The organism is Burkholderia sp. 572 (assembly GCF_040545135.1).
Taxonomy (GTDB): Bacteria; Pseudomonadota; Gammaproteobacteria; order Burkholderiales; family Burkholderiaceae; genus Burkholderia; species Burkholderia cepacia.
This window is the reverse complement of the sequence record NZ_JBEPLH010000034.1, coordinates 20,093-46,976: the sequence shown is the minus strand read 5'-3', so window position 1 is coordinate 46,976 and position 26,884 is coordinate 20,093. Positions and strand designations below refer to the sequence as shown.

Below are 26,884 nucleotides of genomic sequence, written 5' to 3'. Positions count from 1 at the left end.
TCTCCAGTCTCCAGGGGCGGCCGCGGTCGCGCCGCCGCCATGCTTTGCGGTCGAACGGTCATTCGAGTGTAGCTGCGGAACGAAGCGGTAAAGCGAAGCTGCAAAACGAGGTCGTCCTTATTAATACGAACGATCGTGCGATTCTACGCGAGCTTAGCAAATCGCGCGGTGTGGCGGCAATCGAGTGAGTGTTCTCTTTCTAGGGATTCTGGTGTTTACCGCGCTGTGAAGACGCGCCGGCGCTCCTAAAATAACCGCCATAACAAACCAACGAGAAACAAACCATGTCGTTTGAGGCGTTTGCACCGTTTCGCGTGACGGTGCAGGACACCGACATTTTCGGTGTCAAAGGAGGCGCGGGTCCGCCGCTCCTGTTGCTGCACGGACATCCGCAAACCCACATGATCTGGCATCGCGTTGCCGCGACGCTCGCGAATCATTTCACGGTGATCGCCACCGACCTGCGCGGTTACGGCGCGTCGGGCAAGCCGCCGAGCGACGCGCAGCACGCACCGTATTCGAAACGTGCGATGGCGGCCGACCAGGTCGCCGTGATGCGGCATTTCGGCTTCGAGCAATTCCATGTATGCGCGCACGATCGCGGCGCGCGGGTCGCGCACCGGCTCGCGCTCGATCATGCGGATGCCGTCGAGCGGATGATGCTGCTCGACATCGCGCCGACGCTCGCGATGTACGAGAAAACCGATCGCGCGTTCGCGACCGCGTATTTCCACTGGTTCTTCCTGATTCAGCCGGAGCCGCTGCCCGAGACGCTGGTCGGCGCGCATACCGATGCCTACATCGAACGCGTGATGGGCAACCGGTCCGCCGGGCTCGCGCCGTTCGCGCCCGAGGCGCTCGCCGCGTACCGGGCCGCGCTCGCGCAGCCGGGCGCCGTGCATGCGATGTGCGAGGACTACCGCGCATCCGCGACGATCGATCTCGAGCACGACCGTGCGGATCTCGAGCGCGGCAACAAGGTCGCGTGCCCGCTGCGCGTGCTGTGGGGCGAGCACGGGATCGTCGGCCGCTGCTTCGATCCGCTCGACGAATGGCGCCGCGTCGCGCGCGACGTCAGCGGCCGCGCGCTCGAGTGCGGGCACTACATTCCGGAAGAGGCGCCCGTCGCGCTGATCGACGAACTGCTCGCGTTCTTCGAGGCGCGCGACGCGGCTTCCTGACGGCACGCGGGCGGCGCGTGCCGGCTGCTCAGCGGTGCGCGCCGTCGTCCTCGACGAGCGGCGGCAGCCGGCGCGGCACCGGCGTCGATTTCACGATCGCGGTGCTCGTCTCGGCGCGCTCCGTCACTTTCGACAGGATGTCGTCGAGGTGCGCGATCGTGCGCAGGTAGAGCCGGCAGATGAAGCAGTCGTCGCCGGTGACCTTGTCGCACTCCACGAATTCGGGAATCCGGCGCAGCATCTCTTCGACGAGATGCAACTGGCCGGGCAGCGGCTTCACGCGGACGATCGCCTGCAGCGTGTAGCCGAGCGCGCGCGGGTCGAGCTCGACGGTGAACGCGGCGATCACGCCTTGGGCCTCGAGCCGCCGCACACGATCGGCGGTCGCGGGGGCCGACAGCCCGATCTGCCGGGCGAGTTCACTGGTTGCGATACGCGCGTCGTCGGCCAGCGCCGCGAGGATCGCGCGGTCGGTCGCGTCGAGCGACGCGACGGCGGGCGGGGAAAGGCGTTTCGGCATGATCGCTTTGCTTTCGAAGGTCAATCGGCTGATTCGCTTCAGTTTAGCCGTGGTTGCGGCGAAAGCAAGTTTCTAGAATCGAGGTCATCCACTCTCTTTCAATGGAGTTCATGATGGCCTCGAATGAAATTCGCCGCGGTGCCGCCGAGATGGTCGTCGCGATGCTGATGTCCGGCACGATCGGCTGGCTCGTGATGTCGTCGCAGCAGCCGCTGACGAACGTCGTGTTCTTCCGCTGCCTGTTCGGTGCCGCGACGCTCGCGATCGTCTGCGCGGCATTCGGCTTCCTGCGCCGCGCGCTGTTCTCGCCGCGGATGCTCGCGCTCGCGACGCTCGGCAGCATCGCGATCGTCGCGAACTGGCTGCTGCTGTTCGCCGCCTATTCGCGTGCATCGATCTCGATGGCGACCGCCGTCTACAACACGCAGCCGTTCATGCTCGTCGCGCTCGGCGCGATCGTGTTCCGCGAGCGGATCACCGCGTCGACGCTCGCGTGGCTCGCGCTCGCGTTCGTCGGGCTCGTCGCCGTGGTGCGCGTCGAGCCGGCCGTGCTCGCGGTGCCGGGCGAATATCTGGAGGGCGTCGCGCTGTCGCTCGGCGCGGCGTTCCTGTATGCGATCTCGTCGATCGTCACGAAGCACCTGAAGGGGACGCCGCCGCACCTGCTCGCGTTGCTGCAGGCCGGTATCGGCATCGTGCTGCTCGCGCCGTTCGCCCACTTCGGCACGCTGCCCGCGACGGCCGGGCAGTGGCTCGACCTGATCGTGCTCGGCGTCGTCAACACGGGCCTGATGTACGTGCTGCTGTACGGCGCGATCCAGAAGCTGCCGACCGCGATGACCGGCGCGCTGTCGTTCGTCTATCCGGTCGTCGCGATCGTCGTCGATCACTTCGCGTTCGGGCAGACGCTCGCGTGGACGCAGGTGCTCGGCGCGCTGCTGATCCTGCTCGCGGCGGCCGGCGTGAATCTCGGCTGGCGCATCGTGCCCGCGCGTCGCGCGGCGGTCGGCAACTGAAACGGTCGTACGATTCGGCGTCGCGGCGGGTGTCACGGCGGCGCGTCGAATGCGAGTTTCGGGAGCGGATATTGCGCGCGGATGGCGTGCGCATGGCGAGCAAAAGCGGAGCCCGCGCACGCGTGGAAGACGCTGTAAGAAGTTGTAGGGAAACACCCGATGCGAGCGGTGCGCGTCGCTCGTATGATGCGGGCTGTGACGTTGATCACGTTCACAGGATTCCGATCTCGATGCCGTTCGCCCGTCAGGCTGAACGGCTTTTTTTTTATGCGCCGCTCCTCGCAATCAGGCGCCGCCGCGCATCGAGCCGCGCGAGCAGCACGCGCCTCGCGTCGTCATCCGACGAGCGCCATCCCTTGATCTCGTCGCGCGTACGGAGGCAACCCGCGCACCAGTCGGTGCGCGGATCGATCCGGCATACGTCGGTGCACGGCGAGGCCACCGTGCCGATCGGTGCCACGACGTCGCTCATGCGGATTCCCGCAATGCGACGTCCGCGACCGGCGCGCCCGTCAGCGACACCAGTTCGTTCGGCGACAGGTTGAACACCGCGTGCGGATGGCCGGCGGCCGCCCACAGGCTGTCGAGCTCGAGCAGGTCGGCGTCGATCAGCGTGACGGGTTCGACGAGATGGCCGATCGGGCAGACGCCGCCGATCGCATAGCCGGTGTTGTCGCGCACGAACTTCGCGTCCGCGCGGCCGACCGCGCCGACCTGCGCGGCGACCTTCTTCTCGTCGACGCGATTGACGCCGCTCGCGACCACGAGCACCGGCGCGCCGTCCGACTGGCGGCGAAACAGGATCGACTTCGCGATCTGCGCGACCGAGCAGCCGAGCCCGGCCGCGGCCTCGGCCGACGTCTTGCCGGTTTCGGCGAGCATCACGATGCCTTTCGCATGGCCGCGCTCGCGCAGCAGCAGCGCGACGCGTCGCGCGGAATCGGGGAGGGAATCGAATGAAGCGGGTGTCGTCATGTTGAGGAATCCATCGAATACCGGGGTTATACGCAGTTCGCGGCGTCGGCCGCGCTCTGCGCCTTGGCGAGCAATGCGCGACCGGCGCGCGACACGTTCGCGCGGCCGATCGCGTTCGAGATGAAGTCGCCGGCAGCGACGACCTGCGCGAGATCGACGCCGGTGTCGATGCCGAGGCCCTGCATCAGGTACAGCACGTCCTCGGTCGCGACGTTGCCGGTCGCGCCCTTCGCGTACGGGCAGCCGCCGAGGCCCGCGACCGACGCGTGGAAGATCTCGATCCCTTCGAACAGCGCCGCGTAGATGTTCGCGAGTGCCTGGCCGTAGGTGTCGTGGAAGTGGCCCGACAGGCGTTCGCGCGGGAACACGCGCGTGACGGCCGACAGTACTTCGCGCGTGCGCTTCGGCGTGCCGACGCCGATCGTATCGGCGATGTCGATCTCGTCGCAGCCGAGCGCCGCGAAGCGCTCGACGACGTCGACGACCGATGCGACCGGCACTTCGCCCTGGTACGGGCAGCCGAGCGTGCACGACACGCTGCCGCGCAGCCGCACGCCCGCATCCTTCGCCGCCTTCGCGACGGGCTCGAAGCGCGCGATGCTCTCGGCGATGCTGCAGTTGATGTTCCGCTGCGAGAACGCCTCGCTGGCCGCACCGAAGATCACGACTTCGTCGGCGCGCGCGGCGAGCGCATTCTCGAAGCCCTTCAGGTTCGGGGTGAGCACCGAGTACACGGTGCCCGCGCGGCGCTCGATGCCGGCCATCACGTCGGCGCCGTCGGCCATCTGCGGCACCCATTTCGGCGACACGAACGACGCGGCCTCGACGTTGCGGAAGCCGGCGCGCGACAGCCGGTCGACGAGCGCGATCTTCACGTCGGTCGGCACGAAGGTCTTCTCGTTCTGCAGCCCGTCGCGCGGGCCGACTTCGACGATCTTGACGGCGGTGGGGAACGTCATGGTTGTCTCCAGGTTTGCTTGCAGGTTCAGTAGCCGCGCGTGTAGTCGACGATGCCGCCGATGCGCTCACCGCGCTCGAGCGCGCGGATCTTGCCGGCGATCTGCTCGACGGCCTCCGCGCGCAGCGTCTCGGCCGAGCTGTGCGGCGTGATCGTGATGCGCGGCGCGCGCCAGAACGGGTGATCGTCGGGCAGCGGCTCCTGGTGGAACACGTCGAGCGTCGCGGCGGCGATCCGGCCGCTCGCGAGCGCGTCGAGCAGGTCGGCCTCGACGAGATGCGCGCCGCGCGCGACGTTGACGACATACGCACCGGGCGCGAGCCGCGCGAATGTGCGGGACGACAGGATGCCGTCGGTGTCGGGCGTGCTCGGCAGCAGGTTGACGAGCACCTTCGCGCCGTCGATGCACGCATCGAACGCACCGTCGCCGGCGAAGGTCGTGACGCCGTCGAGCTGCTTCGCGCTGCGGCTGTAGCCGCGCACGGGCAGGCCGAGCGCGGCGAGCGCGAGCGCGACCTGCGCGCCGAGCACGCCGAGGCCGAGCACGGCGACGGTGAAGCTGGCGCGCGCATGCGGCTCGAGCGGCTGCCAGCGGCGCTCGCGCTGCTGCGCGTCGTATTCGTCGAAGCGGCGCAGGTAGCGCAGCACCGCGTGCGTCACGTATTCGACCATCTGCTGCGCCATGCCCGAATCTTCCAGGCGCACGAGCGGCACGTGCGGCGGCAGCGTGCCCGGTTGCGCGCGGTCGAGCGCGAGTAGCGCGTCGACGCCGGCGCCGAGGTTGAAGATCGCGCGCAGGCCGTCGCGCGGGGTGAAGAATTCGCGCGGCGCGCGCCAGACGAGCGCGTAATCGGCGGCGGCCGTGTCGCCCGGCTGCCACGCGCGCAGTTCGGCTTCCGGCAGCGCATGCGCGATCTCGTCGCGCCACGCGCCTGCTTCCTGGTGCGGGGAATGGAACAGGATCTTCATTGGACGACTGCGCGCGCGCCAGCGAGGCGCGTCACGGGAACGGCGAGCGGAGCCGGGCGCGGCGCGCCGGCGGGCGTAGCGGACATCGGGCGTCTCCTGACGACCGGGCGCCCGGCGCGCATCGGCGCCCGGCCCCGGTTCCGTGTGAAGCTGACGGGAAGCCCACATTCTACGGTTTCGCGGCGCATCGCGCGCCGGTGCGCGGGGCGGGCGATCGGCGTGGGCGACCGGCGTGGCCGCCCCGCGGAGGGCCGCCCCGCGCAAAAGCAAAGCACAAAATATTGGTTCGGCCGCCGGGCGCGCCGCGCCACAATCGAATCCCGTCTTCAAGCAAGCGAGGGCAATCATGCGCGCATGCAGCAAATCGGCGTGGCCGCCGCGCCTCGTTACCGTCCCGGGCCTGCACGGCAGCGAAGGCGCTCACTGGCAGACCTGGCTCGAACGGCAGTTCCCGCGCTCGCTGCGCGTCGAGCAGGACGACTGGGATGCGCCCGATCTCGCGCGCTGGGCGCAATCGGTGCGCACCTTGCTCGACCGCGAACGCGGGCCGTTCGTGCTGGCCGCGCACAGCTTCGGCTGCCTCGCGACCGCGCATGCGCTCGCGCAGTGGCCGCGTACGGGCGATGTCGCAGGCGTGCTGCTCGTCGCGCCCGCCAGTCCGAAGAAATTCACGTTTGCCGGGCCGTTCGACGCGCGCCGGCTCGCCGTGCCGTCGATCGTGATCGGCAGCGAGACCGATCCGTGGATGCCGCTTGCCGACGCGCGCACGCTCGCGCAGCACCTGGGCAGCGCGTTCGTGAACCTCGGCGACGCCGGGCACATCAACACCGCGGCCGGCTTCGGGCCGTGGCCGCGCGCGAAGTACTTCATCGACACGCTCGTCCACTGCGCGGCGCCGCTGCGCTTTCGCGACGCGGACGACGGCTTCGAGGCCGCGCTCGTCGATCGCGTGCTCGCGCACGCGATCTGATTCCGACGGGCCGGGCGGGCGATCCGTGCGGCGCGGCGGGTGCCGCGCCATGCCGTGCCGTTGCGCTTACGCCGCGGACACGGGCCGCACCGCCGCCGGATCCGAATAGCTCGGTCGGCCGTTCTCGACGTGGCCCGCGAAACGGCGCGAGAACGTGCCGGCCGCGCCGTCGCTCACCGTCACGTCATACCATTGGTGGCTCGCCGCGAGCGACCACTGCTCGACGCGTTCGTCACCGCCATGCAGCGTCACCTGCCGCGACGGCGCGCCGTATGCGTTGTCGGTCAGCGTCAGCGTGACGTGAGCCCCGCCGGGGTTGCGCAGCTTCAGGTACAGGTTCCCGTTCGCGACGTCGTAGCCGGCCTTCACTTCCGGCTGCGCAGGATTGCGATGGGTGGCCGTGGTCGACACGTTGCCCGAGAACATGCGCACGAAGCCGTTCGGCCCGTACACCGAGAACGTGTACGCGCCGTTCGTCGTCGTCAGGTCGAAGTCCGCATGCAGCACGCGGCGTGCGCCGACGGTGTAGCGCCACGGGCCGTCGGTGCGGTTCGTCGTGTACACGTGGAAGTGCGCGCCCTGGTTGCCGCGGTTCGCGAATTCGATGCGCAGCCGCGTCCTGCCGTCAAGGCTCGCGTTCACGTGCAGCTCGTACGGCAGCGCACGCGCCGGCCGCACGCCGGGCTCCTGCGGGTCGACCGGCGACGGCGTCGCGGGCACGGTCGGCGCGGGCTGCGACGTGCACTGCCGGTCGGCGATCGAGCGGTACTGCCTCGTGTCGGGCAGCGGCGGGAACGACGCGTCGGACGAGCGGAAGTCGAATGCGGCGGTGAGGTCGCCGCAGACCGTGCGGCGCCACGGCGTGATGTTCGGTTCGTCGACGCCGAAACGCTCGCCGATGAAGCGGATCACCGACGTGTGGTCGAACACCTGCGAGCACACGAAGCCGCCCTTCGTCCACGGCGACACGACCGTCATCGGCACGCGCGGCCCGAGGCCGTACGGCAGGCCGTCGGCCGTGTAGCTGCCGCCGCGGCCGGGGTTCACGACCGTGTGCAGCTCGCCGTCGGTCGTCACGGTCGACGCGCCTTGCGCGGCCGACGTCGGCGGCTGAGGCGGCACGATGTGGTCGAAGAAGCCGTCGTTCTCGTCGTACATGATGAACAGCACCGTCTTGCGCCATACGTCCGGGTTCGACGTGAGCGCGTCTAGAATCTGCGACGTGTAGTTCGCGCCGTACGCGGGCGTGTACTTCGGATGCTCGGAGAACGCCGCCGGCGGGCACAGCCACGACACCTGCGGCAGCCGGTCGTTGATCACGTCGTTCTTCAGGTCGTCGAGCGTGCGCACCGTCTGCGCGCGCTGGTACAGCGACGAACCGGGCTTCGCGTCGATGAAGTTCGCGAAGTTCTGCAGCACGTTCGTGCCGTAGTTGCCGTTGTACGGATCGTTGCCCATCGTGCCCTGCTGGTAGATCTGCCACGACACGCCGCGCGCTTCCAGACGTTCGGGAAAGGTCGTCCACGACAGCAGCTGGTAGGCGGGCGGCCCGTCGCCGTCGACATAGTCGCTGTTGTCGAGCAGCGGGCCGCCGAACTTGCCGGTCGGGTCGACGGTGCCCGTCATCAGGTACGACCGGTTCGGGTGCGTCGGCCCCGGCAGCGAGCAGAAATAGTTGTCGCACACGGTGAACGCATCGGCGAGCGCGTAATGGAACGGGATGTCCTCGCGCACGTGATAGCCCATCGTCATGTCGGTCTTGTTCGCGGGCCACTGGTCGTAGCGGCCGCCGTCGATCGCCGCGTGCGTCTTGTACCACGAGTGGTCGAGATCGCCGACGCACTGCGCACTCGTCGTCAGCGTGTTCAGCCGGAACGGCAGCACCGGCTTGCCCGGGTCGGCCTTCGACGGCTGGTACCACACCGGCTTGCCGTTGGGCAGCGGGATCGGGAAGCGGTCGTTGTAGCCGCGCACACCGCGCAGGTGTCCGAAGTAATGATCGAACGAGCGGTTTTCCTGCATGAACACGACGATGTGCTCGACATCGCGGATCGTGCCGGTGCCGCGCGCGGCGGGAATCGCGAGCGCGCGGCGGATCGATTCGGGGAAGGCGTTGAGCGCGACGGCGGCGCCCGCGGATTGTGCGACGGTATGCAGGAAACGGCGGCGGCTCGATGACGTCATGTTATTTCACCTCGGTTCTGCGGTCGGGGGACGGAAGCGGCGGGATCAGCCCGGCGACGACGCGGCGGCACTCGACGCGGCCGCATTCGCCGCGGGTTTCGCGTCGTCGTCGTCATCGGGCGGGTAGTGCACGACGGGCGGCGCGAGCGGCGCTGCGTCGGACGCGGCGGCGTTCGCGGTTGCATCGCGGTTGAATGCGCTGGCGGAGCCGGCCGATGCGCCGGCCTGCTGGGACGCGTCGGTCGTGTGTGCGTCGTGCGGCGCGTCGTCGCTGCAGGCGGCGACGAAAGCGGCGGCACAAAAAACGACGACGGCGGAAACGCGACGCATGACTTCTCTCCTGGCAGGCTGATCGGGAAACGTTTTCGAGTATGCCGGTGCGATGCGACGTTTCGGTGAATCGTTTGCGACCGTCGCGTGATCGCGGATTGCTTTCGATATCCTGACCATCCGCTTGCACGGCGTGGCGGGCGCGCAATATTTCCCGGCGGACGTTGCGAGGCGGGCACTTTTACCCGGGCGCGCGATGCGATGCGTGAGCGCGTCCAAGGCAGCCTGACCGTTGACGATGAACGCGAGCAACCGATCGTGTTGCGTCAGTGCCGCGGCGTGCGCCGCCGCACTTCGCTGCGCAGCCAGTCGAGCCAGGTTCGGATCGCCGATTCGTGCGGATGGCCGGGGCGCCACACGACGTAGTGCGCATACACGTCGGTCACGCGCACCGACGATACGCGCACGAGCGTGCCGTCCGCGAGTTCGGGCTCGATCAGCGAGCGGCGCGCGAGGGCGACGCCGCGCCCTTTCAAGGTTGCGTCGATCAGCGCGTTCGCATCGCTGAAACGCGGCGCACGCGCGGATTCGGTGAGGTCGAGCCGCGCGGCCTGGAGCCACGGTTCCCACGGCTGCGCGGGATGGCGCAGCAGCGTAGCGCGCACGAGATCGGCCGGCGTGCGCGGTGCGACGCCGTCGCGATTGCGGTACGCGGGGCTCGCGACCGGGAAGATCGTCTCGTTCATCAGCTTCTCGGCGACCACGCCCGGCCACGTGCCGGGCCCGTAGCGCAGCGCGACGTCGATGCGGTCGCGCTTGCGCAGCGGCGCGAGCGCCACGTCCGGGTGCAGCGCGATCGCGATGTGCGGATGCACGGCCGAGAAGCGCGGCAGGCGCGGCGCGAGCCAGCGTTCGGCGACGCTCGGCAGCACGCTGACGTTCAGCGTGACGTCGCAGGTGCGCGGGCGGCTGCGCGTGGCGAGGGCCGGCTCGAACGCGCGCTCGAGCACGCTGAGGCCCTGGCGCACCTGCAGCGCGAGCGCGTGTGCTGCGTGCGTCGGCGTCGCGCCGTTGCGCTCGCGCGTGAAGAGCGGGTAGCCGAGCTGCGCCTCGAGCGCGCGGATGTGCTGGCTGACGGCGCCTTGCGTGAGCGCGAGCGCGTCGGCCGCGCGCGTGAAGCTCTGCAGCCGCACGGCGGTCTCGAACGCGCGCAGCGTCTGCAGCGGAGGAAGGTGGATGCGTTTCATGCGGGTATTAGTAGCACTAATGCCCGAGCACGACAATTCATCGTTTGCAGCGGGCATGCACGCGTTCCTACACTCGGTTCCGTCTTCCACAGTCCCGTCGGGCCACGCCACCATGAACGCATATCGTCTCTATCTTTCGCCGGGCGCCTGCTCGCTCGCCGCTCACATCGCGCTGGAGGAAACCGGCGCGCCGTTCGACGTCGAGATCGTCTCCGTGCAGAAGCAGCAGAACCTCGAAGCGCGTTATCTCGCGATCAACGCGAAGGCACGCGTGCCCGTGCTCGAGATTCCGGGCGAGCCGCGCGTGCTGACCGAAACGCCCGCGATCCTCACGTATCTCGCGCGCCGTTATCCGGACGCGCAACTGCTGCCGCTCGGCGACCCGCTGCGCGAGGCGCGATGCCACGAATGGCTCGCCTGGCTGGTCGGCTGGGTGCATGGCGTCGGCTACGGTGCGCTGTGGCGGCCGGGCCGCTTCATCGGCGATCCCGCGCTGCACGGGGCAGTCAGCACGCACGGGCGCGGCGTGATCGAAGCCGCGAACGAGACGATCGAAGCCGCGCTCGCCGACGGCCGCACGTGGGCCGAGCCGGGCGCGCATTCGATCGTCGATCCGTTCCTGTTCGTGCTGTATCGCTGGGGTGTCGCGATCGGGCTCGACATGGCGCGGCACCCCGCATGGACCGCGCATGCGCAGCGTGAGGCCGACCGGCCGGCCGTGCGCCGCGCGCTGGCGCGCGAAGCGGCCTGATCGGGATGCGGGCGTCGTGGCGGGGCCGCGGTGCCCGCGTGCCGCTAGCGCGTGGCGAACAGCGGATAGGTCGCGCCGGCGACCAGCGCGGCCGCGAGCCAGACCGCGCTCCACGAACTGACGGCGAGCAGCGGCGGGATCGCGAGCGGCGTCGCGAACAGCCCGAGGTAGACGACCGTGTTCGCCATCCCGAGCGCGGTGCCCGCGTGGTTCGCACCCGCGAGCGTCGCGAGCTCCGTGTACGCGACGCCATGCCACGCCGATACGCACACGCCCGCGAACACCAGAATCGCGACGATCGCGGCGAGCGGCACGTGCGGGCTGCCGGCCGTCGCGGCGGCAAGCAGCGTGAACGATCCGGCCGCGACGAGCACCGAGCCGCGCAGGTACGCGCGCCGGTTGCCGTGCCGGTCGGTATGGCGGCCGCTCCAGACGCGCATCACCATCGCGCCGAGTTGCAACACGACCATCGCCGCGCTGATGCCGGCGAGGCCGAGCCTGCCGAAGTCGTGCAGGAACACCGTCGCGAACGTGAGCACCGCGAACTGCGGCGCGCACAGCAGGCCGATGCCGAGCACGATGCGCCACACGCGGGCGCTCGCGAGCGGGCCGTGCGCGAGCCGCGCGGGTTGCGTGGGTTGCGTGGGTTGCGCGGGTTGCGCGGGTTGCGTGGGTTGCGCGGGTTGCGTGGGTTGCGTGGGTTGCGGCCGAGCGGCCGGTCGATGCGCGGCACCGTGTGCGACAGCCGGTTCGGCGGGCGGTTCGTGCAGCCAGCGCCAGGTCAGCACGGCCGACCCGGCGCACAGCAGCATCAGCGCACCGAATACCGCCGCGAAGCCCAGGTGCGATGCGAGCGACGGCAGCAGCGCCGCGCCGACGCCGCCGCCGAGCGGCACGGCCGTCTGGCGGATGCTCATCGCGAGCCCGCGTTCGCGCTCGCCGAACCAGCGCATCACCGCGCGTCCGCTCGATCCGTTCACGCTGCCGCCGAGCAGGCCGACGCAGCACATCGCCACGACGACGCGCGCCAGCGGCGGCACCGCGTGCGCGCTCGGGACGATCGTGCACACCATCAGCGCGAGCATCGCGGCCGTCGCGACGAGCCCGGTCAGCAGCACGCGGCGATCGCCGAAGCGGTCGGCGGCGATCCCCCACGGCAGCTCGGACAGCGCGACGCCGAAGCCGAGCGCGCCGAGCACGAGGCCGAGTGCGCCGTTGTCGAGGTGATAGGCCGAGCGCATCCACACGGCGGTGGTCGGGATGCCGGCCGCCGCGGCCGAAAAGCTCATGTTCGCGGCCACGCCGGCGGCCAGCACGCGCCAGCGATGGGCCGGGCCGCGTACATCGCGGGCGGGCGAGGAGGGGGAGGCGATGCAGGTGGTATCCATGGCGGCAGGCCCGGTTGGAAATTGACATCCACAGTCTGGCGACCTACATTCATCCTGAAAATCGGAAAGTTCTTGATGAATCGTTCGATAAAACAGGATGGTTGAAATGCCCGGACAAGACATTCCACGCGGCGGCGGCGAGTCGCTCGCGCTGGCCGATGCCGCGCTGGCCCGGCCCAACTTCGACGTGGCGGCGCTGCGCAGCCTCGTCGCGGGCGTGGATCTCGGCAGTTTCGCGAAGGCGGCCGACCGTGTCGCGCGCTCGTCGTCGGCGGTGAGCGCGCAGATCCGCAAGCTCGAGGAGCAGGCCGGCACGCCGTTGTTCGTGAAATCCGGGCGCGGGCTTGCGCTGACCGATGCCGGCGACGCGATGCTGCGTTATGCGCGGCGGATGATCGAGCTGAACGACGAGGCGGCCGCGGCCGTGCGCGGCGTCAATCTCGACGGCTGGGTGCGCGTCGGGTTGCAGGAGGATTTCGGCGAGGCGATTTTGCCCGACGTGCTCGGGCGGTTCGCGCGCGCGCATCCGAAGGTGAGGATCGAGGCGCGCGTGGCGCGCAATGCCGACCTGCTCGACCGGCTCGACGCGAACCAGCTCGATCTCGCGCTGGTGTGGGGCGATCCGGTGTCGGCTGCGCTGCTGTCGCGGCCGGGTATCGACAGCGAGGTGATCGCGCAGGTGCCGATGCAGTGGGTCGGGGCGGCGGGGGCGGGCGGGTTCGGCGTGCCGGGTGGGGCCGACGAAGGGGCGGAAGTCGGGGCGGCTGCCGCGCACGCCTCGGCGGGCGGCCGTGCCGCGGGCGAGGCGCTGCCGCTCGTCGTGTTCGACCGGCCGTGCCGGTTCTTCGGCGCGGCGACCGATGCGCTCGACCGCGCGGGCGTGCCGTGGCGCGTTGCATTCACGACGCCGAGTCTCGCCGGGTTATGGGCCGCGGCGGCGGCCGGCCTCGGGCTGACGGTGCGTTCGCATTACGGACTGCCCGCGTCGGTGCGCGTGCTCGATGCGGCTTCGCTCGGATTGCCTGCGTTGCCGAGCCTGCCGTTGATCCTGCTGCGGCGCACGTCGTCGGCGACGCCGACCGTCGACCGGCTCGCGTGGATCGTGACGCAGGCGGTGCGGGATGCGACGGAGGGGGCGGTGGCGGCGCTGGCGGCGTGACGAAACGTTCGATTGCCGCCGCGGGTTGCGGTTCGGCAATCCCTCTGCCGATTGGCCGAATGGATCGATCGGGTGAACCTGACTACAGTGACGATCACTTGAAACGGAGGTCGTCATGCAAAACGCGAATACGCCCGGTGCCGGTGCGGTCGATCCGGCCCAACGGGCAGATACCACGATCCGCGGCGACGGGGCGTCAGCCGGTCGACTCGTGTCTGCCAATCCGCCCGTTCGGTTCGGTGTCCTGCAAGGGCAGGCCCGGATCGCGGACGATTTCGATGCGCCGCTGCCCGATTACCTGCTGGATGCGTTCGAAGGGCGCTGATGCGGTTGTTGCTCGACACGCACGTCTTGTTGTGGATCGTGACCGATGACCCCAAGCTCAGCGCACGGGCGCGCTGACTGATTTCGGCCGCCGACGAGCGTTTCGTCAGCAGCGCGAGTAGCTGGGAGGCCGCCATCAAGGCCGGCTTGGGGAAGCTCGATACCGACGTCGGCAAGCTGATCCGCGCGATCGGCTCGAGCGGGATTCGCGAGTTACCGGTTCGTGCCGTGCATGGCGCGGCAGTGCGCGATTTGCCGCACCACCATCGCGATCCGTTCGATCGCTTGCTGGTCGCGCAGGCATGGCTCGAGCCGCTTCAGCTCGTGACGGCCGATACCCATCTTGCACGGTACAGCCTGTCTCTCGTTCTGACAGTTTGAAGCGATTTGTCGGCACGAAAGCCGTCGGTCGCCGGCGCTTCACGGGGCGTCGCGGGTCATGCCGCTGCGGCGTCCGGTGCGGTTTCGTCCAGTTCCGCGCAGAGCGCGGCCAGCCGCTCCCGCAACCCTTCGCTCGCCGGCACGAACGGCAGCCGCAACCCGTCCTCGCACCACCCTTGCGCGGCCAGCACGGCCTTCACCGGTGCCGGATTCGGCTCCGCGAACAGCGCCGCGACGAGCGGCTGCAACGCGACCGACAGGTGCCGCGCATCGGCGAGCCGGCCGTCGCGCAGCAGCGCATGGATGCGCACATGCCAGTCGGGCAGCACGTGCGCGCTGCTCGCGATCGCGCCGTGCGCACCGGCGCACATCGCCGCGAAGTTCTGGTTGTCGTCGCCGGACAGGATCGCGAGCGGCGTGTCGTGCACGAGCCGGCTCATCCGGTCGAGCGTGCCGCCGCATTCCTTGATGCCCGCGACGCGCGGGTCGCGCGCAAGCGCCTGCAGCGTGTCCAGTTCGACGTTCACGCCGGTGCGGTACGGGATGTTGTAGACGAGCACCGGCAGGTCGGCCGCGTCGACGATCGCCTCGACGTGGCGGCGGATGCCATCCTGCGTCGGCCGCACGTACACGGGCGGCGTGACGAGCAGCCCGTCCGGCCGCAACTCCGCGAGTTCGCGCGCACGCGCGGCCGCGAAATGCGTCGCGCTCGCGGTCAGCCCGACGACGATCGGCAGTCCGGGCGCCGCGTCGCGCAGCGTCGCGAACACGGCGTCCTGTTCGCGTGCGTCGAGCAGCACGCCTTCACCCGTCGTCGCGCCCGCGACGAAGCCCGCGATGCCTGCGTCCGCATAGTGGCGCGCGAGTCGCGCGAGCGCGGCATGGTCGACTTCGCCGTGGTGGAACGGCGTGATGATCGGCAGCCAGATACCTTCGAAACGTGTGTTCATGCAAAGCCTCATGGTGGAAACGGAGTGGGAAGGAACCGTTCCGCCGGCGGAGGGCCGGAGCGAGGCATGCGTGCAAGGAGAATGAAACGACCTGCGGGCATCCCGTCCGGCATTCGCCTGACGGGACGCGACGTCCCCGTCAGTCGAGGAGTCGTTTTTTCAGTTTCAGCCCGGCCGCGCGCGCACCTGCCGCGACGGCGGCGAGGATCGGAAGCGAGCGCAGGGCAGCGGACATGGAGGAACCGTGAATGGGCTGAGCGGCGATCTTAACACCGGATTCGATGCGCACGCGAGTGTCCGCCGCCGTTTAGCAGGAATCGAGATTTGCTTTCCACGACTGATTGGAAAGCGCGCCGCGCCCGGCCGCTAGAATGCCCGCTTACGTTTCGATGACAGCGCGTACGCGTGCCGTCACGCACATTCACCACCACTGGAAGCGGGGCATATCACGATGGCAAGCATGAAGGGGATCGGCCGCTGGCTGCACACGGGCGCGGCGGCGGCGCTGGTCGTGGCGGCGTCGGCCGCGCACGCGGATACGTCGATCCTGAACGTGTCGTACGACGTGACGCGCGAGCTGTACAAGGACATCAACACGGGCTTTGCCGCCGCGTACAAGCAGAAGACCGGCGAGACGGTCGCGATCAAGCAGTCGCACGGCGCGTCGAGCGCGCAGGCGCTGTCGGTGCTGCAGGGGCTGCAGGCCGACGTCGTGACGATGAACCAGCCGAACGACATCGACCTGCTCGCTGAGCGCGGCCAGTTGCTGCCGAAGGACTGGCGTGCGCGTTTCCCGGACAACAGCTCGCCGTACTCGACCACGATGGTGTTCCTGGTGCGCAAGGGCAACCCGAAGGCGATCAAGGACTGGAGCGATCTCGCGAAGCCGGGTGTCCAGGTGATCATCGCGAACCCGAAGACGTCGGGCAACGGTCGTTATGCGTATCTCGCCGCATGGGGCTTCCAGAAGCAGAAGGGCGCGACCGACCAGCAGGCGATCGACTTCGAGAAGGCGATCTTCCGCAACGTGCCGGTGCTCGACTCCGGCGGCCGGGGCGCGACGACGACGTTCACGCAGCGCGGCATCGGTGACGTGCTGGTCACGTTCGAGAACGAGGTCGCGCTAATGGACACCGGTGCGTCGGGCGCGCAGTTCGACGCCGTGTATCCGTCGGCGAGCATCCTCGCGGAGCCGCCCGTCGCCGTCGTCGACAAGGTCGTCGACAAGAAGGGCACGCGCAAGGTCGCGCAGGCGTATCTCGACTACCTGTACACACCGGAAGCGCAGGAGATCATCGCGCAGCACCATCTGCGCCCGCGCGACGCGAACGTGCTGAAGAAGCATGCTGCCGAGTTCAAGCCGCTGAAGACGTTCAGCGTCGAGCAGGTCTTCGGCAGCTGGGCGAACGCGCAGAAGACGCATTTCGCGGACGGCGGCACGTTCGACCAGGTGATCGTCGACCGGAAGTGAGCGTCGCGCACACCGCGCGCCTGTCCGCACGCTGACGACGCAGCCCGCCGCTTCCGCGGCCGGCTTTTTTGTGCCTGGCGGCCGGCGGCGCGGCGGACGCTCATTCCGAACCGGCACGCATACCCGGCCGCAGCCGCGCGTGCTACGCTCATCGCCTTCCTGCTTCCGGCGCCGCGCGATGAATGTCGATTCGTCCTCCCCAGCCTCCCGCGGCCGTGGCCGCAAGATCTGGTCGGGCACACGCCCGGTCATTGCGTACGGGATGCCGCCGCTCGGCTGGCGCGACCTCTATCACCGCGCGCTGACGGTGAGCTGGCCCGTTTTCTTCCTGTCGCTCGCCGTGCTGTTCCTGCTGCTCAACGGCGGCTTTGCAATGCTCTACCTGCTCGGCCACGCGTCGATCGCGAACCAGTCGCCGGCCGGGTTCGGCGGCGCGTTCTTCTTCAGCGTCGAGACGCTCGCGACCGTCGGCTACGGCGACATGCATCCGCAGACCGTCTATGCGCACCTGGTCGCGACGTTCGAGATCTTCATCGGGATGTCGGGCATCGCGCTGGCCACGGGGCTCGTGTTCGCGCGGTTTTCGCGGCCGCAGGCGAAGATCCTGTTCGCGCGCTACGCGATCGTCCGGCCGCTGAACGGCAGGATGACGCTGATGGTGCGCGCCGCGAACGCGCGCCAGAACGTGATTGCCGAGGCGCAGGCGAAATTGCGGCTGATGCGGATCGAGGGCACGCACGAGGGCTACACGCTGCGCAAGATCCACGACCTGCCGCTCGTGCGCAGCGAGCACCCGATTTTCCTGCTCGGCTGGAACCTGATGCACGTGATCGACGAATCGAGCGCGCTGTTCGGCGAGACGCCCGAATCGCTCGCCGCGCGCGACGCGTCGTTGCTGATCACGATCGAAGGCTCGGACGAGACGACCGCGCAGGTGATGCAGGCGCGTCACACATGGGTGCATGGCGAAATCCGCTGGCGTCACCGCTATGTCGACCTGATGCACGACGAAGACGGCATCACGCACATCGACTACACGCATTTTCATGAAGTCGTGCCGGTCGACACCGATACCGACGAGCGCGGCTCGCCGGGCGCGGTGGTCGATGCCGACGCAGCGGCGCCGGGCACGGCCGCGTAGGTACGCCCGCGGGCGGCTGGCGGCACCGCCTGCGCGCTACGCGTCACGCATGCAGCAGGCGCGCCGCTTCGCGCTGTTCGATCGCGACCGCGCGGCGGAATGCGTCGCGGTCCTCGGCGCGCGCGACATAGTCGCCGAGCACGCCTTCGTGCGGCAGCAGATGCGCGTCGAACGCGATCTTCAGCGTGCTGGCGAGCAGCAGGTCGGCCGCGGTGAAGCGGTCGCCGACGAGCCATGGATGATGGGCGAGCGCTTGCGCGAGTGCGCGTTGCACGCGCGTGATGTTGCCCCAGCCGAATGCGACCGGATTGCCCGACGCGCCGGTGAATTTTTCGGCCATCGCCGGTTCGAGGCAGGTCGGCGTGAAGAACATCCATTGGAGAAAGCGGCCGCGCAGCGGATCGTCGGGCGCGATGCCGAGCCCGGCACCCGGGCAGCGGTCGGCGAGATAGAGCAGCACGGCGCCCGATTCGGCGAACGGCACGCTGCCGTCGTCGAGCGCGGGCAGCTTGGCCATCGGGTTGACCTGCACGAACGCGTCGCTGCCCTGTTCGTGCGAGCGCAGGTCAATCGGCACGAGTTCGTACACCACACCGAGCTCTTCGAGCATCCACAACGCCCGGAATGCCCGGGTCTTCGGCCAGTAGTAGAGCTTCATCGTGCCTCCGTGATTGGGTGCAGCTGTCGGTCCGGTGGATGCTCAAGCGTACCCGAGCGCCGGAGGTTCGGACAGGGGCGCCCGGCCAGGGGCGCCCGGCGAGGGGCGGCCATCTACGAGCGATGGCCGGACGCGTGGCGTTTCGAGTGGAAAACCGGGCAAAGCTCGATGTGACAAGGAAGTAAGTAAATAACTAGTCATATTCATACTAGTTATGAATATGATGAAAAATTCTGGCGGAAGCCGGCGTCACTTGCCCGGCATCGTGACGCCCGCAGTGCCCGCGCGCACAGCAAGACTCGCATTCGGCCGCATTCGCCGATACGACACGAAACAGGGAAATCATGGGAGACAGCTCACGCATGGCAAACGACGATCGCACCACGATCATTCCGGGAAGAACGCCGGAGTCGGCGGCGATGGTGGCCGAGATCAAGCGGGCGATGGCGATCGCCGCGCGGATCAACCGCCTGACATTCGACGATGCCGCGGAAGTCCGCGCATTGTTCGGCGAACTGATCGGCACGCCGGTGGATGACGGCTTCGTGCTGATCCCGCCGTTCCATGCGACGGGCGGCACCGGCATGAAGCTCGGTCGCAACGTGTTCGTCAACCAGAACTGCACGTTCTACGATCTCGGCGGGCTCGCGATCGGCGACGACGTGATGATCGGGCCGAACGTCAGCCTCATCACGTCGGGCCATCCCGTCGAACCTTCGCGGCGGCGCGATTTCGTCGTCGCGAAGCCGATCGTGATCGAGCGCAACGTATGGATCGGCGCCGGCGCGACGATCGTCGGCGGTGTGACGGTGGGCGAGAACTCGGTGGTCGCGGCCGGGGCCGTCGTCACGCGGGATGTTGCGCCGAATGTGCTGGTTGGCGGTAATCCGGCAGCGGTCATCCGGTCGATTGCCGAATGACGCGGCACGAGGGCGCACGCCCGTTCGAAGCAGTCTGGCCGGACGGATGTGGATAACCGACCCTCGAGGCGACTCGAAACGCTGTGCATTTGAATGGTGAGGGTGCCGTCGAGGCCGTCCGGACGGGGCTTTCCGGTGTCTGCCCGATAGCCGCCGGTGGAGGCTCGGGCCGCGCCTGCCGATGTTTCGACGAAGGTCGTGCAGTGCGATCGGATGTGGATATCCTCACGCCGAAACGACTCGGCGCCCTGTGCATTTCACAGGTGAGGGTCGCCGGATGATGCGAAGTGCATGAAGCGGGTTGTGGACAACTCGCCCGCGGAACGAGGCGAAACGCTGTGGAATTCGACGGTGAGGGTCGGCGCCGATCCCGCGGCGCGCCTTTCCCGGCGGGGTTTCCTGACTTTTGCCGAGGTTCGGCGAGCCGCGCATTCTAGCCGAACGCGCGCATCGTGGCCGAATCGCGGATGCGCCTCGACGTGGATATCCCGGCATCGGCTGCCACCCGAAGGGCCGTGCATTCTAACGGTGAGCGCGGTGGAATGGTCTGCAATGCGCCGATTTTGCCGCGCATCGCCGCGTTCGCGAGCGACTCGACGTGCCCGCAAAGGCGCGCATCGACACGCGATAGGCGGTCAGCGCACCAGAATGCGATCATTCGGCCGCCCAAGCCCAAGCCAACACCACCTGAAGCGTCGTGCACATCCGGCTCGCACGCGAGCATGTGAGCGAAGATAGCGCGGGCTCCCGTGTGGATATCCGGCAGCCGAAACGACTCGCGGCACTGTGTATTTCGACGGTGAGCATCAGCGCTCGACCGGCCGATGAGCCGCTTCTGGCACGGAATGCCGGCGGCGCGGTGGCGCTTCCAGGCCCTCCGCCATGGCTCGGCGGATTCTCGTCCATGTGGATATCCTGCGTTCCCGATTACTCGAAGCGCTGCGACGGTGAGCATCAGCGCTCGACCGGCCGATGAGCCCCTTCCGGCATGGAATGCCGGCCGGCGGCGCCTTCCGGGGCGCGCATCCGCTGTCGCTCGGCGGATTCTCGTCCATGTGGATATCCTGCGTTCCCGATTACTCGAAGCGCTGCGACGGTGAGCATCAGCGCTCGCCCGACCGATGAGCCCCTTCCGGCGCGGAATGCCGGCCGGCGGCGCCTTCCGGGGCGCACCCGCTGTCGCCCGGCGGATTCTTGCCCATGTGGATATCCTGCGCGCCGGATCACTCGAAGCGCTGTGGTTTTCAATGGTGAGGGTGCCCGCGTGGCTGGGCGGTTCTGCCGGACCGGAAGTGGATAACCGCCATGGCGGCCACTCGAAGCCCTGTGTATTGCAACGGTGAGCGCGAGCCCGCGATTGTGCCGCATGCGGGTTCCGGCCTGCCTGTCCGGGCGAGACACCGGCCGACAAACCCAGTCGCGCCCCTGTGTATTCGATCGGTGCGGGTGAACGCCGGATCGGCGTCATGCGCCATTTCCGGTGTGGATATCCATCGCCGAAACCCACTCGCCGCGCTGTGAATTTCAACGGTGAGCGTCGGCACTCGAGCGTGGCGCATGCCGATAACGGTGTGGATATCCCGGCCCCTGCGCCACTCGAAACCCTGTGCAATCGAATGGTGAGCACGAGAGCGGGATTGTGGACATCCCGCGCCGCCGCCCAATCGGAACGCTGTGCATTTCAACGGTGAGGGTGACCACCTCCACCCGCCGAAACCCTTGTCACACGGGGCGTAAGCGTCCGCCGCCACATACCCGGGCCGTCGTCGGGCAATTCCGCGCGTTCCCGGCAAACAGCCCGTCTGCCCCGACACGTCGCCCATCCCGCCCGGCCGCCGCGCGCGAGAACTATCTCAAATTCGGTCAAAAACCTGCGCAGTTTTTCTCGCTACAGCCCCGTCCGAGCAAGATGAGAAAAAACATTCTCGGCTGCGCGCGAAAAAATAGAGCCATTCGCTGCCGTCCCCCACGCGTCGTCCGACGCCTGCCGCGCAGCCCAGAACAGCACAATCAGGAGACTTCCCCCATGACCGCCCGCTTGCCCGTCGATGGCACGCCCGCCCTGTCCGACTACCGCCTGACCGACAACCTGACCGCGACGCGCGGCCGGATCTTCCTGACCGGCACGCAGGCGCTGGTCCGCCTGCTGCTGATGCAGCGCACGGTCGACGCCGAACAGGGGCTCAACACGGCCGGCTTCGTCAGCGGCTATCGCGGTTCGCCGCTCGGCATGGTCGACCAGCAGCTGTGGAAGGCGAAGAAGCTGCTCGACGCCGGCGGCGTGCGCTTCCTGCCCGCGATCAACGAGGAACTCGGCGGCACGGCCGTGCTCGGCACGCAGCGCGTCGAGGCCGATCCCGAGCGCACGGTCGAGGGCGTGTATGCGATGTGGTACGGCAAGGGCCCGGGCGTCGATCGCGCGGGCGACGCGCTGAAGCACGGCAACGCGTACGGTTCGTCGCCGCACGGCGGCGTGCTGGTCGTCGCGGGCGACGACCACGGCTGCGTGTCGTCGTCGATGCCGCATCAGAGCGACTTCGCGATGATCGCGTGGCACATGCCGGTCGTGAACCCGGCGAACATCGCCGACATGCTCGAATTCGGCCTGTACGGCTGGGCGCTGTCGCGCTACTCGGGCGCGTGGGTCGGTTTCAAGGCGATCTCCGAAACGGTCGAGTCGGGCTCGACCGTCGACCTCGACGCGCTGCAGACGCACTGGCCGGCGCCTGAAGGCTTCACGCCGCCGGCGGGCGGCCTGCACAACCGCTGGCCGGACCTGCCGAGCCTGACGATCGAAGCGCGCCTCGCCGCGAAGCTCGACGCGGTGCGCCATTTCGCGCGCACCCACAGCATCGACAAGTGGATCGCGCCGAGCGCGCAGGCGAATGTCGGCATCGTGACCTGCGGCAAGGCGCACCTCGACCTGATGGAAGCACTGCGCCGCCTCGACCTGACGGTGGCCGACCTCGACGCGGCCGGCGTGCGGATCTACAAGGTCGGCCTCTCGTATCCGCTCGAGATGACGCGCATCGAGACCTTCGTCGACGGGCTCGCCGAAGTGCTCGTGATCGAGGAGAAGGGCCCGGTCATCGAGCAGCAGATCAAGGACTATCTGTACAACCGCACGGAGGGCGCGCGCCCGCGCGTGCTCGGCAAGCACGATGCCGAAGGCGCCTGCCTGCTGTCCGAGCTCGGCGAGCTGCGCCCGTCGCGCATCCTGCCCGTGTTCGCCGAATGGCTCGCGCGCCACAAGCCGGCGCTCGACCGCCGCGAGCGCGTCGTCGATCTCGTCGCGCCGCAGATCCTGTCGAACGAGGCGGATGCCGTGAAGCGCACGCCGTACTTCTGCTCGGGCTGCCCGCACAACACGTCGACGAAGGTGCCGGAAGGCTCGATCGCGCAGGCCGGCATCGGCTGCCACTTCATGGCGTCGTGGATGGAGCGCGACACGACGGGGCTGATCCAGATGGGCGGCGAGGGCGTCGACTGGGCCGCGCACGCGATGTTCACCAACACGAAGCACGTGTTCCAGAACCTCGGCGACGGCACCTACTTCCACTCGGGCATCCTCGCGATCCGCCAGGCCGTGGCCGCGAAAGCGAACATCACGTACAAGATCCTCTACAACGACGCGGTCGCGATGACGGGCGGTCAGCCGGTCGACGGCAGCATCTCGGTGCCGCAGATCGCGCGGCAGGTCGAGGCGGAAGGCGTGTCGCGCTTCGTCGTCGTGTCCGACGAACCGGAGAAGTACGACGGTCACCACGGGCTGTTCCCGAAAGGCACGACGTTCCATCACCGCAGCGAACTCGACACGGTGCAGCGCGAGCTGCGCGAGACGCCGGGCGTCACCGTGCTGATCTACGACCAGACCTGCGCGGCCGAGAAGCGCCGCCGCCGCAAGAAGGGCGAATTCCCCGACCCGGACAAGCGCCTGTTCATCAACGACGCGGTGTGCGAAGGCTGCGGCGACTGCGGCGTGCAGTCGAACTGCCTGTCGGTCGAACCGCTCGAAACGCCGCTCGGCCGCAAGCGCCGCATCGACCAGTCGTCGTGCAACAAGGACTATTCGTGCGTGAACGGCTTCTGCCCGAGCTTCGTGACGGTCGAAGGCGCGGCGCTGAAGAAGGCCGCCGGTGCCGCATTCGACGAAGCCGCGCTCGCCGCGCGCGTCGATGCGCTGCCGGTGCCCGCGACGCATCTCGACGCGGCGCCGTTCGACATGCTCGTGACGGGCGTCGGCGGCACGGGCGTCGTGACGGTCGGCGCGCTGATCAGCATGGCCGCGCACCTCGAAGGCAAGAGCGCGTCGGTGCTCGACTTCATGGGCTTCGCGCAGAAGGGCGGCTCGGTGCTGTCGTTCGTGCGGATCGCGTCGAGCGACCGGTGGCTGAACCAGGTGCGCATCGACACGCAGCAGGCCGACGTGCTGCTCGCGTGCGACATGGTTGTGGGTGCGAGCGCCGAGGCGTTGCAGACGGTGCGTCACGAACGTTCGCGGATCGTCGTCAACACGCACCGGATCCCGAATGCATCGTTTGTGCAGAACCCCGACGCGAACCTGCATGCGGACGCGCTGCTCGAGAAGATGCGTCACGCGGCCGGCGACGGCTACCTGTCGAGCTGCGACGCGCAGGCGCTCGCCGCGAAGTTCCTCGGCGACTCGATCGGCGCGAACATCCTGATGCTCGGTTATGCATGGCAGCTCGGCCTCGTGCCGGTGTCGCTCGCGGCGATGATGCGCGCGATCGAACTGAACAACGTCGCGGTGCCGATGAACAAGCTCGCGTTCTCGATCGGCCGGATGGCGGCCGGCGATGCGGCGGGCCTCGATGCGTTGTGGAACGCGCGCCACACGGTGGCCGCGCATGCCGCGCCGGAGACGCTCGCCGAGCTGATCGCCGATCGCGAGGCGCGTCTCGATGCGTACGGCGGCGCCCGTTATGTCGAGCGCTACCGTGCGCTCGTGAGCGCGGCGCGTGCGAAGGGCGACGATTCACTCACGCGCGCGGTCGCGACGACGTTCTACCGGCTGCTCGCGGTGAAGGACGAATACGAGGTCGCGCGGCTGTACACGGACGACGCGTTCCGCACGGCGCTCGAAGCGCAGTTCGAAGGCGTGCCGGGGCAGGCCTATCGCGTGAAGTTCAACCTCGCGCCGCCGACGGTCGCGAAGGCCGGCAGCGACGGCAGCGTGCCGAAGAAGCGCGTGTTCGGCCAGTGGATGTGGCCGGTGTTCGGCGTGCTGGCGCGCGTGCGCAGCCTGCGCGGCACGTGGCTCGACCCGTTCGGCCGCACCGTCGAGCGCAGGATGGAACGCGCGCTTGCCGACGACTACGAGACGACGCTCGCGCGGGCGCTCGCCGCGATGACGGCCGGCAATGCGGCGCTGGTCGCGCAACTGGCCGACCTGCATGCCCGCGTGCGCGGCTTCGGTCACGTGAAGGTGCGCAACCTGGCAGGCGTGAAGCGCGCGGAGCGCGAGCTCGCACTGCAGCTCGGCATCGACGCGGCGACGAGCGCGGCCGTGCAGCACGCGCTCGACGAGATGAAGGGCGCGGGCATGCTGAAGGGGATTCCGGTCGTGGTCGCGAAGTAACGCGCGCTCGGGCGGATGTGAAAACGGCGACGCTGGTGCGTCGCCGTTTTTTTTCATGAGCGGCGGCTGCGCACCGGCAGCGGCGGCCGTCCGTCAGAGAATGCCTTTCTTGCGCGTCGACAGCGCCGTTTCCGACAGGTCGATCTCGCGCAGCAGTTTCGTCAGCGTCTCGTCGGAAATCTTGCTGTCGCTGCGCAGCCGGTACAGCGCGGTGCGTTCCGCGCGCACGGCCGCGATCCGCATCTGCAGTTCCATCGTTTCGGCCTGCTTCGCTTCGGCGCGCGGCGTGGGGCCGTCCTCGGCGAGCGTCGCGAGGCGGCGGCGGTACTGGTCCATCACGCGTGCGGAGATATCCGCGCAGCGCGCGGCGCCCGATTCGTCGAGATCGGCCGAGATCGCGTCGTGCGACGAGTCGATCGCGCGGATCGCGGCCTGCGCGGCGGCCGCGCGCGCGGCGCGTTCCTCGTCGCCGAGCGGGCTGCGCGACGAACGCACGCCGCGCAGCAGCAGCGGCAGGCCGATCACCGCGACGACGAGCGAGCCGAGGATCACCGCCGACGCGACGAAGACCGCGGTGTCGCGGCCCGGCAGCGGCACGCCGTCGGACAGCGTGACCGGAATCGACAGCACGCCGGCGAGCGTGACCGCGCCGCGCACGCCGCCGACCGTCATCACCGCGATCGTGCGGGTGCCGGCCATCGTGCCGGCGAGGCCCTGGCGCGCGGCGCGACGGCTCGCGAACCAGCGCAGCAGCCAGACCCACAGGAAGCGGATCGCGTACAGCGCGAGCATCATCGCGCAGACGTTGAAGATCATCCGGCCGACGAGCGCGTCGCTCGTGTGGTGCGCGTCGACGAGCGTGCGGCCGATGATGTGCGGCAACTGCAGCCCGAGCATGATGAACACCATGCCGTTGAACACGAACTCGATCATCGCCCACGTGCTTTCGGCGCGCACGCGCGATGCGACGGTGCTTTTGCGCGAGAAGCTCGTGTAATTCATCATCATCCCGGCCGACACGGCCGCCAGCACGCCCGACAGCTCGAGGTGCTCGGCGAACAGGTAGGCCGCGAACGGCACGAGCAGCGTCATCACGATGCCGGGGGCCGGATCGCCTTCCTGCTCGGCGTTCAGGAAGCGCGTCGACAGCGCGCTGAACGCCCACGACACGATCGCGCCCGTCGCAAGGCCGCCGGCCGCGACGATCACGAACGTGACCGACGCGTCGCGCAGCGAGAACATGCCCGTCAGCGCGGCCGCGATCGCGAATTTCAGCGCGACGAGGCCCGACGCGTCGTTCATCAGCGCTTCGCCTTCGAGGATGTGCATCAGCTGCGGCGGAATCCGGCCCTTTCCTGCGATGCCCGACAGCGCGACCGCGTCGGTGGGCGACAGCACGGCCGCGAGCGCGAACGCGATCGGCAGCGGCAACTCGGGTATCAGCCAGTGCGCGAAGTAGCCCACTGCGAGTACCGTCATGAACACGAGCCCGAATGCGAGCATCAGGATCGCGCGGCGCTGCAGGTACAGCTCGCGCTTCGGAATCCGCCAGCCGTCCGCGAACAGCAGCGGCGGAATGAACAGCAGCATGAAGATTTCGGGATCGAACGTGACGTGCAGGTTCAGCTTCGGCCACGCGAGCATCGCGCCGAAGGCGATCTGCATCAGCGGCAACGGCAGCTGGAACGGCAGGATGCGCGTGACGGCGCCGGAAAGCGCGACGGTCAGCAGCAGGATCAGGACGGTGAAGACGATTTCCATCGATACGGCGAATACGGGGAATGAAACGATCGTACGGAGTGTAGCGTGACAGCGTGACGGGTGCGTTCGAGCGGCCGGTGCGTGCGCACGA

Annotated in this window: 23 protein-coding genes and 1 pseudogene; 11 read left to right on the top strand and 13 right to left on the bottom strand. The window is 68.8% G+C overall.

Annotated features, from left to right (window positions below):
* Positions 1-284 precede the first annotated feature (284 nt).
* The gene (locus tag ABIC51_RS37410; protein WP_354006966.1) at positions 285-1,181 is read left to right on the top strand and encodes an alpha/beta fold hydrolase; all 897 of its coding nucleotides are present in this window, start codon (positions 285-287) and stop codon (positions 1,179-1,181) included.
* Positions 1,182-1,209: 28 nt separating this feature from the next.
* Here the strand turns inward: ABIC51_RS37410 and ABIC51_RS37405 are convergent, their stop codons facing one another.
* Positions 1,210-1,701, bottom strand: coding sequence for an Lrp/AsnC family transcriptional regulator (locus ABIC51_RS37405; RefSeq protein ID WP_011353413.1), 492 nt, complete (start codon positions 1,699-1,701; stop codon positions 1,210-1,212).
* Positions 1,702-1,814: 113 nt separating this feature from the next.
* Between ABIC51_RS37405 and ABIC51_RS37400 the strand changes: the two genes are divergently transcribed.
* Complete coding sequence (locus ABIC51_RS37400; protein WP_027788967.1) at positions 1,815-2,717, top strand: DMT family transporter; 903 nt, start codon at positions 1,815-1,817, stop codon at positions 2,715-2,717.
* Between the two features lie 265 nt (positions 2,718-2,982).
* On the opposite strand, the gene ABIC51_RS37395 is transcribed toward ABIC51_RS37400, so the two are convergent.
* Genes ABIC51_RS37395 through ABIC51_RS37380 form a run of 4 tightly spaced genes read right to left on the bottom strand, consistent with a single transcriptional unit; the run spans position 2,983 to position 5,619 of the window.
* Entirely contained in the window at positions 2,983-3,189 is a 207-nt protein-coding gene (locus ABIC51_RS37395; RefSeq protein ID WP_354006965.1) for a DUF1289 domain-containing protein, read from the bottom strand.
* Complete coding sequence (locus ABIC51_RS37390; protein ID WP_027788969.1) at positions 3,186-3,692, bottom strand: YbaK/EbsC family protein; 507 nt, start codon at positions 3,690-3,692, stop codon at positions 3,186-3,188. The genes ABIC51_RS37395 and ABIC51_RS37390 overlap by 4 nt, the downstream gene beginning before the upstream one ends.
* 26 nt (positions 3,693-3,718) lie before the next feature.
* Complete coding sequence (locus tag ABIC51_RS37385; RefSeq protein WP_059695268.1) at positions 3,719-4,651, bottom strand: hydroxymethylglutaryl-CoA lyase; 933 nt, start codon at positions 4,649-4,651, stop codon at positions 3,719-3,721.
* Between the two features lie 26 nt (positions 4,652-4,677).
* Positions 4,678-5,619 (bottom strand): 2-hydroxyacid dehydrogenase, encoded by a 942-nt coding sequence (locus tag ABIC51_RS37380; protein WP_027788971.1) that lies wholly within the window; start codon positions 5,617-5,619, stop codon positions 4,678-4,680.
* Positions 5,620-5,965: 346 nt separating this feature from the next.
* On the opposite strand from ABIC51_RS37380, the gene ABIC51_RS37375 reads away from it, so the two are divergent.
* Complete coding sequence (locus ABIC51_RS37375) at positions 5,966-6,589, top strand: RBBP9/YdeN family alpha/beta hydrolase (protein ID WP_226230755.1); 624 nt, start codon at positions 5,966-5,968, stop codon at positions 6,587-6,589.
* Between the two features lie 66 nt (positions 6,590-6,655).
* Here the strand turns inward: ABIC51_RS37375 and ABIC51_RS37370 are convergent, their stop codons facing one another.
* From ABIC51_RS37370 to ABIC51_RS37360, 3 genes are all read right to left on the bottom strand, one after another.
* Positions 6,656-8,773, bottom strand: a complete 2,118-nt coding sequence (locus ABIC51_RS37370; RefSeq protein WP_354006964.1) for a phosphocholine-specific phospholipase C — start codon at positions 8,771-8,773, stop codon at positions 6,656-6,658.
* 45 nt (positions 8,774-8,818) lie between these two features.
* Positions 8,819-9,103 carry a hypothetical protein gene (locus ABIC51_RS37365; RefSeq protein ID WP_091925553.1) on the bottom strand — a complete coding sequence of 95 codons (285 nt, stop codon included), beginning with the start codon at positions 9,101-9,103 and terminating at the stop codon, positions 8,819-8,821.
* Positions 9,104-9,369: 266 nt separating this feature from the next.
* Positions 9,370-10,290 (bottom strand): LysR substrate-binding domain-containing protein, encoded by a 921-nt coding sequence (locus ABIC51_RS37360; RefSeq protein WP_175898140.1) that lies wholly within the window; start codon positions 10,288-10,290, stop codon positions 9,370-9,372.
* Positions 10,291-10,402: 112 nt separating this feature from the next.
* Here ABIC51_RS37360 and ABIC51_RS37355 point away from each other — a divergent pair, with 112 nt between their 5' ends.
* On the top strand, positions 10,403-11,041 hold the full coding sequence (locus ABIC51_RS37355) for a glutathione S-transferase family protein (RefSeq protein ID WP_059695277.1): 639 nt from the start codon (positions 10,403-10,405) through the stop codon (positions 11,039-11,041).
* Positions 11,042-11,085: 44 nt separating this feature from the next.
* Here ABIC51_RS37355 and ABIC51_RS37350 read toward each other — a convergent pair whose 3' ends face one another.
* Positions 11,086-12,429 carry an MFS transporter gene (locus ABIC51_RS37350; protein ID WP_354006963.1) on the bottom strand — a complete coding sequence of 448 codons (1,344 nt, stop codon included), beginning with the start codon at positions 12,427-12,429 and terminating at the stop codon, positions 11,086-11,088.
* 106 nt (positions 12,430-12,535) lie between these two features.
* Here ABIC51_RS37350 and ABIC51_RS37345 point away from each other — a divergent pair, with 106 nt between their 5' ends.
* The 3 genes and pseudogenes from ABIC51_RS37345 to ABIC51_RS37335 all read left to right on the top strand — a co-directional run bounded on the left by ABIC51_RS37345 (position 12,536) and on the right by ABIC51_RS37335 (position 14,293).
* Positions 12,536-13,588 carry a LysR substrate-binding domain-containing protein gene (locus ABIC51_RS37345; protein WP_060199408.1) on the top strand — a complete coding sequence of 351 codons (1,053 nt, stop codon included), beginning with the start codon at positions 12,536-12,538 and terminating at the stop codon, positions 13,586-13,588.
* A 115-nt stretch (positions 13,589-13,703) separates the two neighbouring features.
* On the top strand, positions 13,704-13,913 hold the full coding sequence (locus ABIC51_RS37340) for a hypothetical protein (RefSeq protein WP_027788979.1): 210 nt from the start codon (positions 13,704-13,706) through the stop codon (positions 13,911-13,913).
* Positions 13,913-14,293: pseudogene (locus ABIC51_RS37335) on the top strand (type II toxin-antitoxin system VapC family toxin). The gene ABIC51_RS37340 and the pseudogene ABIC51_RS37335 overlap by 1 nt, the downstream one beginning before the upstream one ends.
* 56 nt (positions 14,294-14,349) lie before the next feature.
* Here the strand turns inward: ABIC51_RS37335 and dapA are convergent.
* The gene (dapA, locus tag ABIC51_RS37330; protein WP_354006962.1) at positions 14,350-15,243 is read right to left on the bottom strand and encodes a 4-hydroxy-tetrahydrodipicolinate synthase; all 894 of its coding nucleotides are present in this window, start codon (positions 15,241-15,243) and stop codon (positions 14,350-14,352) included.
* Between the two features lie 139 nt (positions 15,244-15,382).
* On the bottom strand, positions 15,383-15,532 hold the full coding sequence (locus tag ABIC51_RS37325; protein WP_193107521.1) for a hypothetical protein: 150 nt from the start codon (positions 15,530-15,532) through the stop codon (positions 15,383-15,385).
* Positions 15,533-15,694: 162 nt separating this feature from the next.
* Between ABIC51_RS37325 and ABIC51_RS37320 the strand changes: the two genes are divergently transcribed.
* Both ABIC51_RS37320 and ABIC51_RS37315 read left to right on the top strand, forming a co-directional pair.
* Positions 15,695-16,714, top strand: a complete 1,020-nt coding sequence (locus tag ABIC51_RS37320; RefSeq protein ID WP_048026803.1) for a sulfate ABC transporter substrate-binding protein — start codon at positions 15,695-15,697, stop codon at positions 16,712-16,714.
* A 178-nt stretch (positions 16,715-16,892) separates the two neighbouring features.
* Entirely contained in the window at positions 16,893-17,855 is a 963-nt protein-coding gene (locus tag ABIC51_RS37315; RefSeq protein WP_091925564.1) for an ion channel, read from the top strand.
* 43 nt (positions 17,856-17,898) lie between these two features.
* Here ABIC51_RS37315 and ABIC51_RS37310 read toward each other — a convergent pair whose 3' ends face one another.
* Positions 17,899-18,513: a glutathione S-transferase family protein gene (locus ABIC51_RS37310; protein ID WP_027788983.1), complete on the bottom strand. Its 615-nt coding sequence runs from the start codon at positions 18,511-18,513 to the stop codon at positions 17,899-17,901.
* 362 nt (positions 18,514-18,875) lie between these two features.
* Here ABIC51_RS37310 and ABIC51_RS37305 point away from each other — a divergent pair, with 362 nt between their 5' ends.
* Both ABIC51_RS37305 and ABIC51_RS37300 read left to right on the top strand, forming a co-directional pair.
* Positions 18,876-19,433: a sugar O-acetyltransferase gene (locus ABIC51_RS37305; protein WP_060171966.1), complete on the top strand. Its 558-nt coding sequence runs from the start codon at positions 18,876-18,878 to the stop codon at positions 19,431-19,433.
* A gap of 2,026 nt (positions 19,434-21,459) precedes the next feature.
* Positions 21,460-25,032, top strand: coding sequence for an indolepyruvate ferredoxin oxidoreductase family protein (locus ABIC51_RS37300; protein ID WP_124546634.1), 3,573 nt, complete (start codon positions 21,460-21,462; stop codon positions 25,030-25,032).
* A 93-nt stretch (positions 25,033-25,125) separates the two neighbouring features.
* Here the strand turns inward: ABIC51_RS37300 and ABIC51_RS37295 are convergent, their stop codons facing one another.
* Complete coding sequence (locus tag ABIC51_RS37295; protein WP_060199433.1) at positions 25,126-26,793, bottom strand: Na+/H+ antiporter; 1,668 nt, start codon at positions 26,791-26,793, stop codon at positions 25,126-25,128.
* Positions 26,794-26,884: the final 91 nt, after the last annotated feature.